At 71.3% G+C, this 15,543-nt stretch carries 14 protein-coding genes and 5 tRNA genes; 10 read left to right on the top strand and 9 right to left on the bottom strand.

The window, feature by feature from the left end; translation table 11 throughout:
• From QCN29_RS31685 to QCN29_RS31675, 3 genes are all read left to right on the top strand, one after another.
• Positions 1-397 (top strand): pyridoxal-phosphate dependent enzyme (locus tag QCN29_RS31685; protein ID WP_279932472.1); only part of this gene is annotated, 397 nt, incomplete at its 5' end.
• On the top strand, positions 394-738 hold the full coding sequence (locus tag QCN29_RS31680; protein ID WP_279932470.1) for a DUF6415 family natural product biosynthesis protein: 345 nt from the start codon (positions 394-396) through the stop codon (positions 736-738). The genes QCN29_RS31685 and QCN29_RS31680, both read left to right, overlap by 4 nt.
• Positions 735-911: a hypothetical protein gene (locus QCN29_RS31675; protein ID WP_279932469.1), complete on the top strand. Its 177-nt coding sequence runs from the start codon at positions 735-737 to the stop codon at positions 909-911. Before QCN29_RS31680 ends, QCN29_RS31675 begins: the two co-directional genes overlap by 4 nt.
• Positions 912-1,187: 276 nt before the next feature.
• Here QCN29_RS31675 and QCN29_RS31670 read toward each other — a convergent pair.
• The 6 genes from QCN29_RS31670 to QCN29_RS31645 form a co-directional block, all read right to left on the bottom strand.
• Positions 1,188-1,260 (bottom strand) — tRNA-Lys (locus QCN29_RS31670).
• 161 nt (positions 1,261-1,421) lie between these two features.
• Positions 1,422-3,530: a DEAD/DEAH box helicase gene (locus tag QCN29_RS31665; protein WP_279932468.1), complete on the bottom strand. Its 2,109-nt coding sequence runs from the start codon at positions 3,528-3,530 to the stop codon at positions 1,422-1,424.
• 209 nt (positions 3,531-3,739) lie between these two features.
• Positions 3,740-4,360 (bottom strand): hypothetical protein, encoded by a 621-nt coding sequence (locus QCN29_RS31660; protein ID WP_279932466.1) that lies wholly within the window; start codon positions 4,358-4,360, stop codon positions 3,740-3,742.
• A gap of 183 nt (positions 4,361-4,543) precedes the next feature.
• Positions 4,544-4,906 carry a fluoride efflux transporter FluC gene (locus tag QCN29_RS31655; RefSeq protein ID WP_279932464.1) on the bottom strand — a complete coding sequence of 121 codons (363 nt, stop codon included), beginning with the start codon at positions 4,904-4,906 and terminating at the stop codon, positions 4,544-4,546.
• Entirely contained in the window at positions 4,903-5,439 is a 537-nt protein-coding gene (locus tag QCN29_RS31650; protein ID WP_279932463.1) for a fluoride efflux transporter FluC, read from the bottom strand. Before QCN29_RS31650 ends, QCN29_RS31655 begins: the two co-directional genes overlap by 4 nt.
• A 5-nt stretch (positions 5,440-5,444) precedes the next feature.
• Entirely contained in the window at positions 5,445-5,795 is a 351-nt protein-coding gene (locus tag QCN29_RS31645) for a metallopeptidase family protein (RefSeq protein ID WP_240138422.1), read from the bottom strand.
• Between the two features lie 88 nt (positions 5,796-5,883).
• On the opposite strand from QCN29_RS31645, the gene QCN29_RS31640 reads away from it, so the two are divergent.
• The 4 genes from QCN29_RS31640 (at position 5,884) to QCN29_RS31625 (ending at position 8,113) form a co-directional block, all read left to right on the top strand.
• Positions 5,884-7,599: a metallophosphoesterase family protein gene (locus QCN29_RS31640; protein ID WP_398860368.1), complete on the top strand. Its 1,716-nt coding sequence runs from the start codon at positions 5,884-5,886 to the stop codon at positions 7,597-7,599.
• Between the two features lie 193 nt (positions 7,600-7,792).
• Positions 7,793-7,865 (top strand) — tRNA-Glu (locus tag QCN29_RS31635).
• Between the two features lie 77 nt (positions 7,866-7,942).
• Positions 7,943-8,017: transfer RNA gene (locus QCN29_RS31630), tRNA-Asp, on the top strand.
• 22 nt (positions 8,018-8,039) lie between these two features.
• Positions 8,040-8,113: transfer RNA gene (locus QCN29_RS31625), tRNA-Phe, on the top strand.
• Positions 8,114-8,266: 153 nt separating this feature from the next.
• Here the strand turns inward: QCN29_RS31625 and QCN29_RS31620 are convergent.
• The 3 genes from QCN29_RS31620 to QCN29_RS31610 form a co-directional block, all read right to left on the bottom strand.
• Positions 8,267-9,091 (bottom strand): cytochrome c biogenesis CcdA family protein, encoded by an 825-nt coding sequence (locus QCN29_RS31620; protein ID WP_279932461.1) that lies wholly within the window; start codon positions 9,089-9,091, stop codon positions 8,267-8,269.
• On the bottom strand, positions 9,088-9,864 hold the full coding sequence (locus QCN29_RS31615) for a DsbA family protein (RefSeq protein ID WP_279932460.1): 777 nt from the start codon (positions 9,862-9,864) through the stop codon (positions 9,088-9,090). The genes QCN29_RS31620 and QCN29_RS31615 overlap by 4 nt, the downstream gene beginning before the upstream one ends.
• 98 nt (positions 9,865-9,962) lie before the next feature.
• Entirely contained in the window at positions 9,963-10,202 is a 240-nt protein-coding gene (locus QCN29_RS31610; RefSeq protein ID WP_279932459.1) for a hypothetical protein, read from the bottom strand.
• Between the two features lie 410 nt (positions 10,203-10,612).
• Here QCN29_RS31610 and hrpA point away from each other — a divergent pair, with 410 nt between their 5' ends.
• The 3 genes from hrpA (at position 10,613) to QCN29_RS31595 (ending at position 15,326) form a co-directional block, all read left to right on the top strand.
• On the top strand, positions 10,613-14,578 hold the full coding sequence (hrpA, locus tag QCN29_RS31605; protein WP_279932458.1) for an ATP-dependent RNA helicase HrpA: 3,966 nt from the start codon (positions 10,613-10,615) through the stop codon (positions 14,576-14,578).
• Positions 14,579-14,706: 128 nt separating this feature from the next.
• Positions 14,707-14,781, top strand: a tRNA-Asp gene (locus QCN29_RS31600).
• Positions 14,782-15,116: 335 nt separating this feature from the next.
• Positions 15,117-15,326, top strand: a complete 210-nt coding sequence (locus tag QCN29_RS31595; protein ID WP_279932457.1) for a DUF6274 family protein — start codon at positions 15,117-15,119, stop codon at positions 15,324-15,326.
• Positions 15,327-15,543: the final 217 nt, after the last annotated feature.

Genomic DNA, 15,543 nt, shown 5'->3' with positions numbered 1-15,543 from the left:
CGCCCTGAACGCCGCCGTCGAGGCCGGTCGTCTCGTCGACGTCACCCCGGACTCCGTCGCGGCCGACTCCCTCGGCGCACGCCGCGCCTCGGCTGCGGCACTGCACGCAGCCCAGCAGGACCGGGTGCACTCCGTGACCGTGCCGGACGAGGAGATCATCCGCGCCCGCCGGGCGCTGTGGGACCATCGCCGACTCGCCGTCGAGCACGGTGCCGCTACAGCGCTGGCCGCGCTCACGGCCCCGATTGGCGGCCACCCCGGCCGCACCCTGCCCGAGCAGGTGGGTGTCCCGTCCGGCGGCTACCGCCCGCAGAGTGGGGAGCGGGTAGCCGTAGTCCTGTGCGGAGCGAACACCGACCCCAGCGACCTGGCCCACAAGCCTGAGCACTTCGCATGAGCGACACGATGCTGACCCCTGCAGCAATGCGGACGGATGCCGAGCAGCTGCTCACCCCCGACGCGGACGCACCGGCGGACGACGGACTGAGCGAGCTGACCCTGCGGATGCGTGGGCACATCATGCAGCTCATCCCCGCCCTGGAGGATGGGATCGTCGTCCACCCGCGCAACGATGACGCTCTGGCGGAAGCGATCGCCGGAGTCGCGCGGGCACACCGGCGACTCGCTGTGGAGGCCCCGAACGGCAGCCTCACCCAGGCCGTGGCCCACGCGCAGGGCCTCGCCCGCACGGTCGTCGCCCTCACCGAGCACCTGGCCGCACTGGAGGGCCCGCGATGAGCAAGGGTGTCCGCTTCTGCGACTGGTGCAGCCGACCCATCCGCGGCGAGGCCGAGACCATCATCCCGTTCTCCGCCTCCGGCGCCCGCCCCAACAGCTACCGGCACAAGAAGGGCGACCCCGAGTGTCAGCCCCGCCGGGACCCGGGCATGCTTCGCCCCCGCGGGCGCTGAGCCCCTGCCCGCTGCCGCGACTACGGCGAAGCGGCGGCGGGCAGGCACCACGGCCCCGCGCAGGCCAGCCGGGGCTGTAGCGTCGCGAGCTGGCGACGCTGGAGCACACCAGGAGCGCGAACCCCGGACCGGCTGCGCCTGTCGCAGACAAGCCGGGGTTCCTTCACGTCTTGATCGTTTGCGCTTCGGTTGAGCATCGGCTGAGCTAATGATCTTTACCGTCCCCGATACGCCACTGAGCCCAGGTCGGATACCTTCTGACCTGGGCTCTACCAGTAGGCCGTGTGGGACTCGAACCCACAACCAACGGATTAAAAGTCCGCTGCTCTGCCAATTGAGCTAACGGCCCGCGAAACAGGCACCCGTGCAGCATAGCCGGACTGGTCGCGCGAGCCGATCGGGTATCGGATCTTCGCCGGGCGTGAAGGGGCAAACGGGCGGACGGGCCGGGCGCACCAAGTGCGCCCGGCCCATCTGTCACTGTCCGGAGTGTACTTCCGGGTTTCCGCGTCAGCCGTTGCGCTTCCAGCGCGGCTTGTCGTCGCGGCGGCCGAAGGAGGAGCCGGAGTTGCTGCGGTGGTCGCCGCCGCGGTGGTCGTCACGACGGCCGTACGGGCGGTCGCTGTTGAAGCGGTGGCCGCCGCCGGAGGGACGGTCGTCGCGGCGGTCGCGGTTGAAGGGCCGGTCGCTGCCGCGGTGGTGGCCGGAGTGGCGCTCGTCGCGGCGGAACCCGCCACGCTCGTCACGGCGCTCGAAGGGGCGGCGGCCGCGGTCGTCACGGCGGTCGTCACGCCGGTCATCACGGCGGTCGTCACGGCGGTCGTCACGGCGGAACGAACCGCGGTCCTCGCGGCGGAACCCGCCACGGTCACCACGGTCATCGCGACGCTCGTCACGCCGGTCGTCACGCCGGTCGTCACGCCGGTCGTCACGCCGGTCGTCACGCCGGTCGTCACGCCGGAACCCGCCACGGTCACCACGGTCTCCGCGGTCGTCCCGACGGAAGGAACCGCGGCGCTCGAAGTTGCCGCGCTCGTCGCGACGGTCGTCACGGCGGTCGTCACGGCGAACGTCCCGGCGCTGCTCCCGCTCCTCGCGCCGCTCGACCGCCGCCGCGGCGGCCGCCGCCGCCTCGACCTCGGCCTCCGCGGCCTCGGTGACCTCGGCGACAGCCGTCTCGGGGTCCTCGCCCCGCTCGCGCGCCGCGCGGGCGACCAGGCGGTCGGCGTCCTCGCGGAGTTCCGCCGCACGGCGCTGGACGCGCTCGAGGCGGCGGGTCAGCTCGGCGACCTCGCGCTCGGCCTGCTTGGCGGCGTTGTTGGCGGAGTCGGCCTGGACCTCGGTCAGGGACCGCGCGCCGGTGATCTCGGCGACCTCCGGTTCGAAGGCGCCGCCCTGCCCGATGATGTGGCGCGTGGCGTCGACGCCCGCGTCCTCCATCAGACGGAAGATCTGCCGGCGCTGGTGCGGCAGCGACAGGGAGACGACCGTGCCGGACTTGCCGGCACGCGCCGTGCGGCCCGAGCGGTGCAGATAGTCCTTGTGGTCGCCGGCCGGGTCCACGTTCAGGACCAGGTCGATGCCGTCGACGTGGATGCCGCGGGCTGCGACGTCGGTGGCGACGAGCACGTTGACCTGGCCGTCCTTGAAGTCGGCCAGCGTGCGGGTGCGCGCGCCCTGGGTCATGCCGCCGTGCAGCGCGTCCGCCTTCACACCCGACTCACGGAGCTGCTCCGCGACCCGGTCCGCGCCCAGCTGGGTGCGGACGAAGACGATGGTGCGGCCCTTGCGGGCGGCGATGGCGGCGGTGACCGGGGCCTTGTCCTTCGGCTTCACGACGAGGACGTGGTGCGTCATGGTCGTGACGGCGCCGGCGGACGGGTCCACCTCGTGGGTCACCGGGTCCACCAGGTAGCGCTTGACCAGGGTGTCGATCTCGTCTTCGAGCGTGGCCGAGAACAGCAGACGCTGCCCGCCCTCCGGGACCTGGTCGAGCAGCTCGGTCACCTCGGGCATGAAGCCCAGGTCGGCCATCTGGTCGGCCTCGTCGAGGACGGCGATCTGGACGGACTCCAGGGAGCACGCGCCGCGGTTGATGATGTCCCGAAGCCGGCCCGGGGTGGCGACGAGGACGTCGACCCCGCGCTCCAGCGCGTAGATCTGGTTGCCCATGGACGTACCGCCGCAGACGACCTTCATCTTCAGGCCGAGGACGTCGCCGTACGGCTGGAGGGCGTCGGCGACCTGCATGGCGAGCTCACGGGTCGGGGTGAGGATGACACCGCGGGGCTTCTTCTTGTTGGTGTAGCCGCCGGCCAGGGTGGCGAGCAGCGGCAGGCCGAAGGAGAGCGTCTTGCCGGAGCCGGTGCGGCCGCGGCCGAGGATGTCCTTGCCGGCCAGGGCGTCCGGGATGGTCGCGGCCTGGATCGGGAAGGGGACGGTCACGCCGTTCTGCGCGAGCTTGCGGACGACGCCCTCGGGCAGGCCCAGGTCCCCGAAGGTGATCTGGGGCTCGGCGGGCGCACTCTCGGTCGCGGAGGCCTTCGGGGCCTCGGCGGCCGCGGCGGCGTCCGCCCCGGTCTCGGGCACGACGACGTGATCAGAACTGAATGCGGACATGCGAAATGCGAAACCTTCCGGAGTCTCGGCACGCGCCCAAACTCCGTGATTCGCAAATCGACCGCCTCAATGCGGTCAGCCACGGCCAGGGAGAGTACGCGCCACACGGCGCGCTCTTCGGCGCCGGGCGATGAATGGGATCAAACGATCTACCACCATACGCACCCTCCCCCCTCCGAGGCAAACCGGGTGCACAGTGCCCACGCCCGCTACGCGGGCCCCGGTTGCGGGGACGCCTCCGGCTCGCCCCTCATCCCGTCCCCCCGCTCGTCCACCGGGTGCATCGCCCCGGCATGCACCTCGGGCGCGGACGACGCGGTGGGCTCGTCGGTGGGCTCCGGCGAGGGGCCGGGGCTCGGCTCGGAGGGCGGTTCCGCAGGCTCGCTCGGGGGCTGGGACGGCGGGGGAGGCGGGGTCGACCCGCCGTCGTCTCCCTCGGTCGGCGAAGGCTTGCCCTTCGGCGGCATCGGCGGCTCTCCTCCTCTCCTGGGCTCCGACGGCGGGGAGGGCTCCGGGCCGCTGGGGCTGGGCGACACGGTCGCTTCCCTCTCCCCTTGTGCCTCTTCCTTCTCCGCCGCCTCGTCCTTCTCGCTTTTCCCACCGTGCTCATGGTCGGTGTACACCCGCCGGCCGCCCGGCGCCCCGTGTCCGCCGTCCGGCTCCGCGGCCGTTCCGCCCTGGTCCACGGAGGTGCTCGGCACCGGCTTCGCGTCGCCCTTGTCGTCGTCGCCGACGCTCATACAGCCCGCCGAGGCCGCGAGCGCCAACGAGGCGGCGATCCAGGCGGCCGTACGGCGGCCGGGGCGACCGGGGACTGACAACTGGCGCACAACGGCACCTCCGGAACGGGAGCAGGGGACGCGACTGCCCTGCCCAACTCCCCGCGCCCCGCAAGGGACACGCCCCACAGTCCACCCGTCTGCCCCACACGGAGACACCCGCCCGGATGACCGCCGTCCGGATGACCGCCGCCTGGATCGCCGTACCGAGCCGTCAACCCGTCAGCCAGCCCGTCAGCCCGTCAGCCCGCCTGCCAGCTCCACGCCCAGGAACACCGACCCCAGCCCGACGAGCAGCGACGCCGCCACATTCGCCGCCGCCAGGAACTTCCAGCCGCGCTCGGCCAGCCGGAGCGTCTCGTACGAGAAGGTGGAGTACGTCGTCACCGCTCCGCACAGCCCCGTCCCCAGCAGCGCATACGTCTGCGAGGACACCGACGCCCCCGCCAGCAGTCCGAGCACCAGCGAACCGCACGCGTTGACGGTGAACGTCCCCCAGGGGAAGACCGAGTCGTGGCGCAGCTGCACCGCACGGTCCGTCAGATAGCGCAGCGGCGCCCCGACCGCCGCGCCCACCGCCACCAGCAGCCAGTTCACGACGCCGCCGTCCTGGCCAGCACGGCCCGCGTCGCCGACGCCGCCAGCCACACCGCGGCGACCGCGCCCGCGACCGTCCCGCCCGCGTAGGCCAGGGCGGTGCCGGCCTCCTCGTGCTCCAGCAGCTCGGTGAAGTCCAGCGCGTAGGTGGAGAACGTGGTGAAGCCGCCCAGCACCCCGACTCCGAGGAAGGGCCGCACCAGCGGATGCGTACGCGTGCCGCGGCCGCCCTCGCTGACCAGTGCCATGAGCACCCCGATCAGACAGCAGCCCGCCACGTTGACCCAGAACACCGCCCACGGGAACGCCCCCGCCGGGGCCGGCCAGTGCATGGAGGCCGCGTACCGCGCCAGCGCCCCGACCGCGCCGCCCGCCGAGATCGCGCCCAGCACCTGCCACTTGTGCGCGCCGGCCGTCTCGGTGCGCTGTGCGGGCACATGGAGGTCGACATCGGGGTCGATGGCCTCCGAGACAGGGCCGTGGGCGTAGTTCGGGTAGCCCTCGTTCGAGTGACCCCCGGACCCGGATCCCATGGCTGTCATCCGTACCCCAGCGCGTGCAGCCGCTCGTCGTCGATCCCGAAGTGGTGGGCGATCTCGTGCACCACGGTGATCTCGGTTTCCGCTACGACGTCCTCGCGCGACTCGCACATCCGCAGCGTGGGGCCGCGGTAGATCGTGATCCGGTCCGGCAGCACACCCGCGTACCACTCGCCGCGGTCGGTCAGCGGAGTCCCCTCGTAGAGCCCGAGCAGCTCGGGGTCGTCCGCGGTCGGCTCGTCCTCGACGAACACCGCGACGTTGTCCATCAGCCGCGTCAGCTCCGGCGGAATCCGGTCGAGGGCCTCGGCGACCAGTTCCTCGAACTCCTCGCTCGTCATCTCCAGCACGTGGCCATTGTCACGTACGAGCCCCCTCGCGCAGGGCCCCGGCCCGCCTCTCCGCATGCTCTGCTGCATATCTGGGCATACGGGAGCAATGGACCGCGAAGCCTCCGAACGCCGTCCTCGCCGCCCCAACCCGAGCCGCCTGAATCCACGCCGTCCCCATACCGGCCGTCTCCATCCCGGCGGCCGGCGTCCCCGCCTTCCGCAGCCGCGCCGCGCGCAGCCGCCGGGCGGCCCTGCCCCGGGCCGTCTCAGGGGCCCGCTCGCCGGGCTCCGCCGGCGCTACCGGGCGGACCGCGCCGCCCCCGTCAGCTCCCTCGTCCACAGCCCGCACCCGTGGGCGAGCGCCCTGGGCATGGCGGCCGTGGTGCTGCTCGGCGCCTGGCTCGGGCTGCTGATCGTCGGCAGCGTGCACACCCCGGTGGGGCCGATGGACACCAGCATGACCCTGCGCCCCTCCGCGACCGGCGGCACAAAGATCAACGTCTCGCCGCTCGGCGCGCTGGAACTGGACTCCCACGTCGCCCCGATCCGCCTCGACGTGGACGTCGACCGGCTCGACCCGGTGCGCTCCCAGGCCCTGGTCGAGAACCCGGAGCTGATCTCCCGCCTCCAGGACGAGATCTCCCGCGATGTGAAGGAGGGCGCCACCGATCTGGCCGTACGCTCCTGCGTCGCCGTCGTCGTCGGCGCGACCGCGCTCGGCCTGGTCGTCTTCCGCAGCCCGCGTCGGGCCCTGACCGCCGGCGGCCTGGCGCTCGCCCTGCTGGCCGCGTCCGGCGCCGCCGCGTACGCCACCTGGAACCCCAAGTCCGTCCTGGAGCCCCGCTACTCCGGACTGCTCTCCTCCGCGCCCTCCGTCGTCGGCGACGCCCGCTCCATCATCAGCGAATTCGACGTCTACCAGAAAGAGTTGGCCCGGCTCGTGGCCAATGTGACCAAGCTGTACGAGGCCACCTCCACGCTCCCCGCGTACCAGCCTGACCCGGGCACCATCCGGGTGCTGCACGTCTCCGACGTCCACCTCAACCCCGCGGCGTGGCACATCATCGGTTCGCTGGTGGAGCAGTACGAGATCGACGTGATCGTCGACTCCGGCGACACCATGGACCACGGCGCGGCCGCCGAGAACGCCTTCCTCGACGCGATCCCCGGGCTCGGCGCGCCCTACGTCTGGGTCCGGGGCAACCACGACTCCCGCGTCACCCAGGAGTACCTCGCCGAGCTGAAGAACGTGCACGTCCTCGACGAGGGCGCCGCCATCGACATCGGCGGACTGCGCATCGCGGGCAGCGGGGACCCGCGCTTCACCCCGGACCGCTCCCAGGAGGACGGCGGCGACGCCGTCGAACGCATGGCCGGGATCCGGTTCGCCTCCTCCCTGCGCGACCAGGAAAGGGCGGGCACCCCGGTGGACATCGCGGTGGTCCACAACCCGCTCGCCGCCCGCGAGACCGACGGGACCGTTCCGCTCGTCCTGGCGGGTGACATCCACCGCCGCGAGAACGAGCTCCTCCCGTTCGGCACCCGCCTCAAGGTCGAGGGCTCGACGGGAGGCGGCGGACTGCGCGCGGTGGAGAAGGACGAGCCGGCGAAGGTCGAGGCCTCGGTGCTCTATCTGGACCGCGCGACCAAGCGGCTGCAGGCCTGGGACGAGATCACTCTGGGCGGCCTGGGGCTGACATCCGCGGAGGTGTCCCGCCATCTGGCGGAGGAGAACACCCCGCTGCCGACCCCCTCCCCCGGCCCCTCCTCGAGCCCCGCGTCGTCAGGCCCCGCGCCCCCTCCCGGCGAACCGTCCGGGTGACGGCTCCCCGCATCTATTCGGTTTGGTCAGGACCTAAATGCCGTAGTACAGTCTCGTCGTGCCCAAGGGCAGCGGTCAGGGCTTGACCGTCCCGAACCCCGCAAGGGGCAAAGGAGAAGCGGACCCCTTCGGGGGGAAGCGGAGTCACATGCTTCTCACGTCCCCTGGGGGCGAAAGAGCAGCGGCAGTACCCGCCCTCATCGTCTAGTGGCCCAGGACGCCGCCCTTTCAAGGCGGTAGCACGGGTTCGAATCCCGTTGGGGGCACGCAACACCGTGTGCGAGACTAGTCCCGCACCATGCTNACGCAACACCGTGTGCGAGACTAGTCCCGCACCATGCTTGGTCCTGTGGAGCAGTTTGGAGTGCTCGCCACCCTGTCAAGGTGGAGGCCGCGGGTTCAAATCCCGTCAGGACCGCTGCGACCCTCACCGGTCGCGCGGCTGGGTAGCTCAGTTGGTACGAGCGTCCGCCTGAAAAGCGGAAGGTCGCCGGTTCGACCCCGGCCCCAGCCACAACCGCCCTCACCAGGGCCCAACGCCCCCTCCGGGACACCGGAGGGGGCGTTTGCGTTCCCGCCGCGCCGACGCCGACGCCGACCTCCGCAGCCGCAGCTGCCGTGCAGGGCCCCGGAGAGCTCCCCCCCGGGGCCCTGGCGCACGGCGTTGTCAGGTGCGTTCGCGGCGGCGTCGGCCGCGGGCGGCGAGGGTGATCGCCGCGATCGCCACGGCGGCCGCGACGAGCAGCCAGTCCGGGACTGCGGCTCCCAGGCCCCGGGCCCATTCCTCAACCGCGAACGAGTCGTCGACCGACAGCAGGCCGGGAAGCGCCGTGGCGCCGTCGAAGACGAGGAAGAGGGCGCCCAGAACGATGAAGAACAGTCCGGACAACAGGGATGTGGTGTGCAGCTCCAGACGGCCCAGCCGGAAGGCGCGGCCCCGCAGCCACCGCCGCCGCCCCAGGTCGAGGCGCTCCCACAGCAGCGCCAGCAGGAACAGCGGCACCGCCATGCCCAGGGCGTAGACCGCGAGGAGCAGGCCTCCGTAGACCGGGCTGCCGCTGAGCGCGGAGACCGTCAGGACGCTGCCGAGGATCGGGCCGGCGCAGAAGCCCGCGAGGCCGTACACCAGGCCCAGGGCGTAGACGGAGACCGCGTTCACAGGGCGGATGCGGCCGGAGAGCTCGGCCATGCGGCGGGAGGCGAAGCCCAGCCCGAGGATCTGGAGCACGCCCAGCGCGATGATCAGCCAGCCGCCGGCCGCGACCAGCAGATCGCGGTTGCCGTAGAAGAAGCGCCCCGCGTAGGAGCCCGCCGCGCCGAGCGGCACCAGGGTGGTGGCCAGTCCCGCGTAGAAGATGCCCGTACGGGCCACGAGCCGGGACGCGGAGTCGACGGAGTACGCGAAGAACGCGGGGAGCAGCAGCGCGCTGCACGGGCTGAGCAGCGCGAGCAGGCCGCCCAGGAAGGCGGCCAGATATCCGATGTCGCTCACTTCGCCGCCGCCTGCTTCACCGCCGCCTCGATCACCTCGGCGAATGTCCCGGTCGGCTGGGCGCCGGCCAACGGCCGGCCGTTGACCAGGAACGACGGGGTGGACGTCGCGCCCAGTCCGTAGGCTTCGTCCCGGTCCTTCCGCACCGCCTGCTCCGCCGCGTCGCCGTCCCGGTCCTTCTCGAAGCGGTCGAGGTCCGCGACCCCGGCGGTCTCGGCGAGCTCCCTGAGACGGCCCGAGCCAAACCCCTTCTCCTTCGCCCCCTCGGCGTACGCGGCCTCGTGGAACTCCCAGAAACGGCCCTGCTGCCCCGCGGCCCAGGCCGCCCGCGCCGCCGCCTCCGACTCCTCTCCGAAGATCGGGAAGTTGCGCCACTCGATGCGCAGAGTGCCCTTCTCGACGTACTTCTTCACCAGCTCCGGCTCGGTGTCCCGGGCGAACTTCCCGCAGTAGCCGCACTTGAAGTCGGCGTACTCGATCAGCACCACGGGCGCGTCGGCACGGCCCCGGGCGAGCGGGTCCCCGGCATCGCGGCGGGCGAGCTTCTCCAGCTCCGGGTAGACGCCGGTCTGCGGGCCGGCGGAGGTGTCGGCGTCGGCTGCGGCGTTCCGGGAGGGCGAGGCGCCGGCGTCGGGGCGGGTTGCCGTGTACGAGGCGAAGCCGAGCAGCAGCGCGGCGGCGACGACGCCCGCGCCGATCGCCAGAGGTTTGCGGGAGGAAGCGCCGGAGCGGGCGCGGGAGGAGTTGCGGGAGGAACGGGAGGAAGCAGACATGGCGGTACTCCTGAGCGAAGGCCGTGACGGGTGCGTGGGGTGCGGTGCGGTACGGGCACCAGGCCGGCGGAACCGGGCCCGGTGGTACCGGGCGCGGCCTAAACGCGCAGGATGGACAGTTCCATGGGCGAGGGCGGGGCCAGTTGCGGAGCCCCGCGCTCCGGTGCGACGTCCGGCATGACCCCGGCCAGGCCGCCGGCGCCGGACGCGCCGTGGCCCGTCTGGTGCAGGGCCGGAAGCAGCTCCGAGCCGACGCCGCCGCGCGGCGGGGTCGCCGGGTGGGCGCCGTTGTCCTGGTCCTTGACGCCCTTGCGGCAACCGGGGACGTGCTGATCCATGAAGCCTTGTCCCGCGATCTGTCCCGCGACAGCCGCAGTCGTGCTCGTCACACCCGCGGAGGAAGCAGGAGAAGCGGGGGAAGCGGGGGAAGCGGAGGAAGCAGGGGAAGCAGAGAAAGCCGTGGAAGGGGCCGCGCCGGGCGAAGCACACAGGAGCAGCGCGAACACCGTGCCCAGAAGCACCGCCGCCGCCGTCGCCCCTGCCGGAACCCACCGGCCTCGGTGCACGCGGCTGACCGGCATGGACAGGGCTTCCTTTCGCTCAGGATCAGACAGGTCCGGACAGGATCAGGCGGGTCCGGACGGATCTGGTCCATACTGCCTCATCGCCTCAGCCCGCCCGTGCCTCAGCCCTGCCGGGCAAATTACGTTCGCCACCGCTTTCGCGCTGGTGCGATCCTGGGATCCGTATGTCTACTTCCTCTGTCGGCTTCGCCGACCTCAAGACCCTGCTGGCCGGAGCCTCGCTGCGCGACGCCCACCGCCTCGGCCGCCGTCTCGAGGGCGCCCGCCGCATCCGCAAGCCCGAAGCGCGGCAGGCCGTGCTGGCCGAGATCGCCGCCGAGGCCGAGAAGTCAGCCGCCCGCATCGCCGCGCGCGCCGCCCGCGCCCCGGAGGTGTCGTATCCCGAGCAGCTCCCGGTCAGCCAGAAGAAGGACACGATCCTGGAGGCGATACGCGACCACCAGGTCGTGATCGTCGCGGGTGAGACGGGCTCCGGGAAGACGACGCAGATCCCCAAGGTCTGCCTGGAGCTGGGCCGGGGCGTACGCGGCATGATCGGCCATACGCAGCCGCGCCGTATCGCCGCGCGCACCGTCGCCGAGCGCGTCGCCGAGGAGCTGAAGACCCCGCTCGGCGAGGCCGTCGGCTGGAAGGTCCGCTTCACCGACCAGGTGGACCAGGACGAGACCTTCGTCAAGCTGATGACCGACGGCATCCTGCTCGCCGAGATCCAGACGGACCGCGAGCTGCGCGCCTACGACACGATCATCATCGACGAGGCGCATGAGCGCAGCCTCAACATCGACTTCCTGCTCGGCTATCTCGCCCAGCTGCTCCCACGCCGCCCGGACCTCAAGGTCGTCATCACCTCCGCGACGATCGACCCGGAGCGGTTCTCCCGCCACTTCGACGACGCGCCGATCGTCGAGGTCTCGGGCCGTACGTATCCGGTCGAGGTCCGCTACCGGCCCCTGCTCGAAGAGGACGGCGAGGAGGCCGACCGGGACCAGATCACGGCGATCTGCGACGCCGTGGACGAACTGCAGGGCGAGGGCCCGGGCGACATCCTGGTCTTCCTCTCCGGCGAGCGCGAGATCCGCGACACGGCGGACGCCCTGATCAAGAAGAAGCTGCGCAACACCGAGGTGCTTCCGCTGTACGCGCGCCTCTCGCACGCCGAGCAGCACCGCGTCTTCCAGCCGCACTCCGGCCGCAGGATCGTGCTCGCCACGAACGTCGCCGAAACCTCCCTGACCGTCCCGGGCATCAAGTACGTGATCGACCCCGGGACAGCCCGCATCTCCCGTTACAGCCACCGCACCAAGGTGCAGCGGCTGCCCATCGAGCGGATCTCGCAGGCGAGCGCCAACCAGCGCAAGGGACGCTGCGGCCGCACCTCCGACGGCATCTGCATCCGGCTGTACGCGGAGGAGGACTTCCTCGCCCGCCCGGAGTTCACGGACGCGGAGATCCTGCGCACGAATCTGGCCTCCGTCATCCTCCAGATGACCGCGGCCGGGCTGGGCGACATCGAGAAGTTCCCGTTCATCGACCCGCCGGACCACCGCAACATCCGCGACGGCGTCCAGCTGCTTCAGGAGCTGGGGGCGCTGGACGCCAAGCAGAAGGATCCCGGCAAGCGGCTCACACAGCTGGGGCGCAAGCTCAGCCAGCTGCCGGTCGACCCCCGGCTGGCCCGTATGGTCATCGAGGCCGACCGCAACGGCTGTGTGCGCGAGGTCATGGTCATCGCGGCTGCGCTGTCGATCCAGGACCCGCGCGAGCGGCCCTCCGACAAACAGGCGCAGGCCGACCAGCAGCATGCCCGCTTCAAGGACGAGACGAGCGATTTCCTCGCCTTCCTCAATCTCTGGCGCTATGTCCGCGAGCAGCAGAAAGAACGGGGCTCGTCCAGTTTCCGCCGGATGTGCAAGCAGGAGTATCTGAACTTCCTGCGCATCCGCGAATGGCAGGATATCTACTCGCAGCTGCGCACGGTCGCCAAGCAGATGGGCATTCATCTCAGCGAGCAGGACGCGTCCGACCAGCAGGTGCATGTGTCGCTGCTCGCGGGACTGCTCTCCCACGTCGGGATGAAGGACGTCCAGAAGGCCGGGGTGGAGGGCGGGAGGAGCACAGCGAAGAACGAGTATCTGGGTGCGCGGAACGCCAAGTTCGCCGTCTTCCCCGGTTCTGCGCTCTTCAGGAAACCGCCGCGCTTCATCATGTCGGCGGAGCTGGTGGAGACCTCGCGGCTGTGGGCCCGGGTCAACGCGAAGATCGAGCCGGAGTGGGTCGAGCCGCTCGCCCAGCACCTGGTCAAACGCACATACAGCGAGCCGCACTGGGAGAAGGACGCGGCGGCCGTGATGGCGTACGAGAAAGTCACGCTGTACGGCGTGCCGATCGTCGCGCAGCGCAAGGTGAACTACGGCCGGATCGACCCCGAGATCTCCCGCGAACTTTTCATTCGCAATGCCCTGGTCGAGGGTGACTGGCGGACCCATCACAAGTTCTTCGCGGACAACAGAAAGCTCCTCACCGAGGTCGAGGAACTGGAACACCGCGCCCGCCGCCGGGACATCCTGGTCGACGACGAGACGCTGTTCGACTTCTACGACCAGCGGGTGCCGGAACACGTCGTCTCCGGCGCGCACTTCGACTCCTGGTGGAAGAACAAGCGCCGCGAGGAGCCGGAGCTGCTCGACTTTGAGCGCGAGATGCTCATCCGCGAATCGGCGGAGACGGTCACCAAGCATGACTATCCGGACTCCTGGCGCCAGGGCCGGCTGAAGTTCAGGGTGACGTATCAGTTCGAGCCGGGCGCGGACGCGGACGGCGTGACCGTCCACATTCCGCTCCAGGTGCTGAACCAGGTCACGGACGAGGGCTTCGACTGGCAGATCCCGGGGCTGCGCGAGGAGGTCGTCACCGAGCTGATCCGTTCCCTGCCCAAGCCGGTGCGGCGTCACTACGTGCCCGCGCCGAACTACGCCAAGGCGTTCCTGGACCGTGCCGAGCCGCTCCAGGAGCCGCTGACGGCGACGCTGGCGCGCGAGCTGCAGCGGATGGTCGGCGTGCCGGTCGAGGCCGGGGACTTTGACCTCTCCAGGGTCCCGGACCACCTGAAGATCAGCTTCCGGATCGTTGACGAGCGCCGCCGCAAGCTGGCCGAGGACAAGGACCTGGAGGCCCTGAAGCTCCGGCTGAAGCCGAAGGCCCGTCAGGCCCTGTCCAAGGCCGCCGCAGGGGCCGCCACGCGCTCCGGCGGGGCCGTCGAGCGCACGGGGCTGACGGACTGGACGATCGGCTCGCTGACCCCCGTCTTCGAGACCCGGCGGGCGGGCCAGCCGGTCAAGGCGTACCCGGCGCTGGTGGACGCGGGCGACGGCACCGTGTCCGTACGCCTCTTCGACACCGAGGCGGAGCAGGCGGAGGCGATGTGGCGCGGCACCCGCAAGCTGATCATGCTCAACATCCCGGTCAACCCGGCCAAGTTCGCCGCGGACAAGCTCGGCAACCAGCAGAAGCTGGCGCTCTCGCGCAATCCGCACGGCTCCGTGCAGGCGCTGTTCGAGGACTGCGCGACGGCCGCGGCGGACCGGCTGATCGCGGACCACGGGGGCCCCGCGTGGGACGAGGAATCGTTCCGGAAGCTGTACGACGACGTCCGCGCCGACCTCGTCGACCTCACCGTGCGCACGATCGCCCAGGTCCAGCAGATCCTGGCCGCCTGGCAGGCCTGCGAGCGCCGGCTGAAGTCCGTCGGCAGCCCCGTACTGCTGGCCAACGTCCAGGACGTACGGGAGCAGCTGGCGGCGCTCATGCCGGCCGGCTTCGTCACCGCGACCGGACTGAGGCGGCTGCCGGACCTGATGCGCTATCTGGTCGCCGTGGACCGCCGCCTGGCGCAGATGCCGACGGGGGTGCAGCGCGACACCACGCGTATGCAGAAGGTCCACGACATGCAGGACGAGTACGCATGGCTGCTGGAGCAGCTGCCGAAGGGGCGGCCGGCGCCGCAGGAGGTCCTGGACATCCGCTGGATGATCGAGGAGCTGCGGGTGAGCTACTTCGCGCACGCGCTGGGCACGGCGTACCCGGTCTCCGACAAGCGCATCGTGAAGGCGATTGACGCGGCGGCGCCGTAGCGGGCGGTCCGGCACGGCGGCGGGGAGTGGCCGGTAGCGGTTCCGTCGCCATGAGTGAGTTCGACCGGACCCTCTGACCTGCTGTAGAGTCTTGCTTCGCAGCGCACGGAAGAAGCGCCGCGAAACCTGGTCCTGTGGAGCAGTTTGGAGTGCTCGCCACCCTGTCAAGGTGGAGGCCGCGGGTTCAAATCCCGTCAGGACCGCATGTGATGCCGAGGGCCCGCACCGGATGGTGCGGGCCCTCGGCTTGTGCTGCCCGGGCCCGCGCCCGGGAGGCCGCGCCCGCCGCCACCGTCGGCCGCGTTCGGACGTGGTGCATCCCGCCGGGGCCGCACACGCGGCGCTGCGGCGACACGGGGTGCAAATCCAGCCAGAGCCATGCCCGTTGGAGCCGGCAGCCCGCATCATGGATCCGGCCCCTTCCCCGCCGGCGGCGTGCACGCGCGCGGTGGCCGGCATTGGTGCGCGTGGCTTGACGGCGTCATCTGCCACCGGTACTCACTCCTTAGAGGACGGCACACACCCGGAGGTGACGTGCATGGCGGCGTCCACGGCAAGGCGGCACGAGACCAGAGCGCTGTTGCGCGCCCATCTGTCAGCAGCTTCCGGCTACCGGCATCTCACCCGGCACTGTCCCATCTGCCACCGTCTCCTGAGACTCGCCATGGAGTCCCAGGCGCCCGCCCGGCGGCCCGCGCCCGCCGCCGCCGGCGCGTCGGCCGAGGGCGGGCAGCCGCCTGCCGAGTGACGCGGCGGCACAGTCGGAGTGTGACCGGAGTCACCAAACACGTTTTCAGAATCGCGGAACTTACCCGCTCCCTACCTGCGCCCGATTTAATGCGTGCAATTGCACCACTGCTCCGGACTGTCACCCAGGACACGACGCGGTCGGCGCACAAGGCCGACCGCCGCTCCGCGCATACACCCGCGGAAACGCCCGGACACACGCCTAGACACACGCCCGG

This window comes from Streptomyces chengmaiensis (assembly GCF_029846775.1).
In the GTDB taxonomy this organism is placed as follows: Bacteria; Actinomycetota; Actinomycetes; order Streptomycetales; family Streptomycetaceae; genus Streptomyces; species Streptomyces chengmaiensis.
Note: the sequence above shows the minus strand (reverse complement) of the source record. Positions and strands in the feature narration are given on the sequence as shown.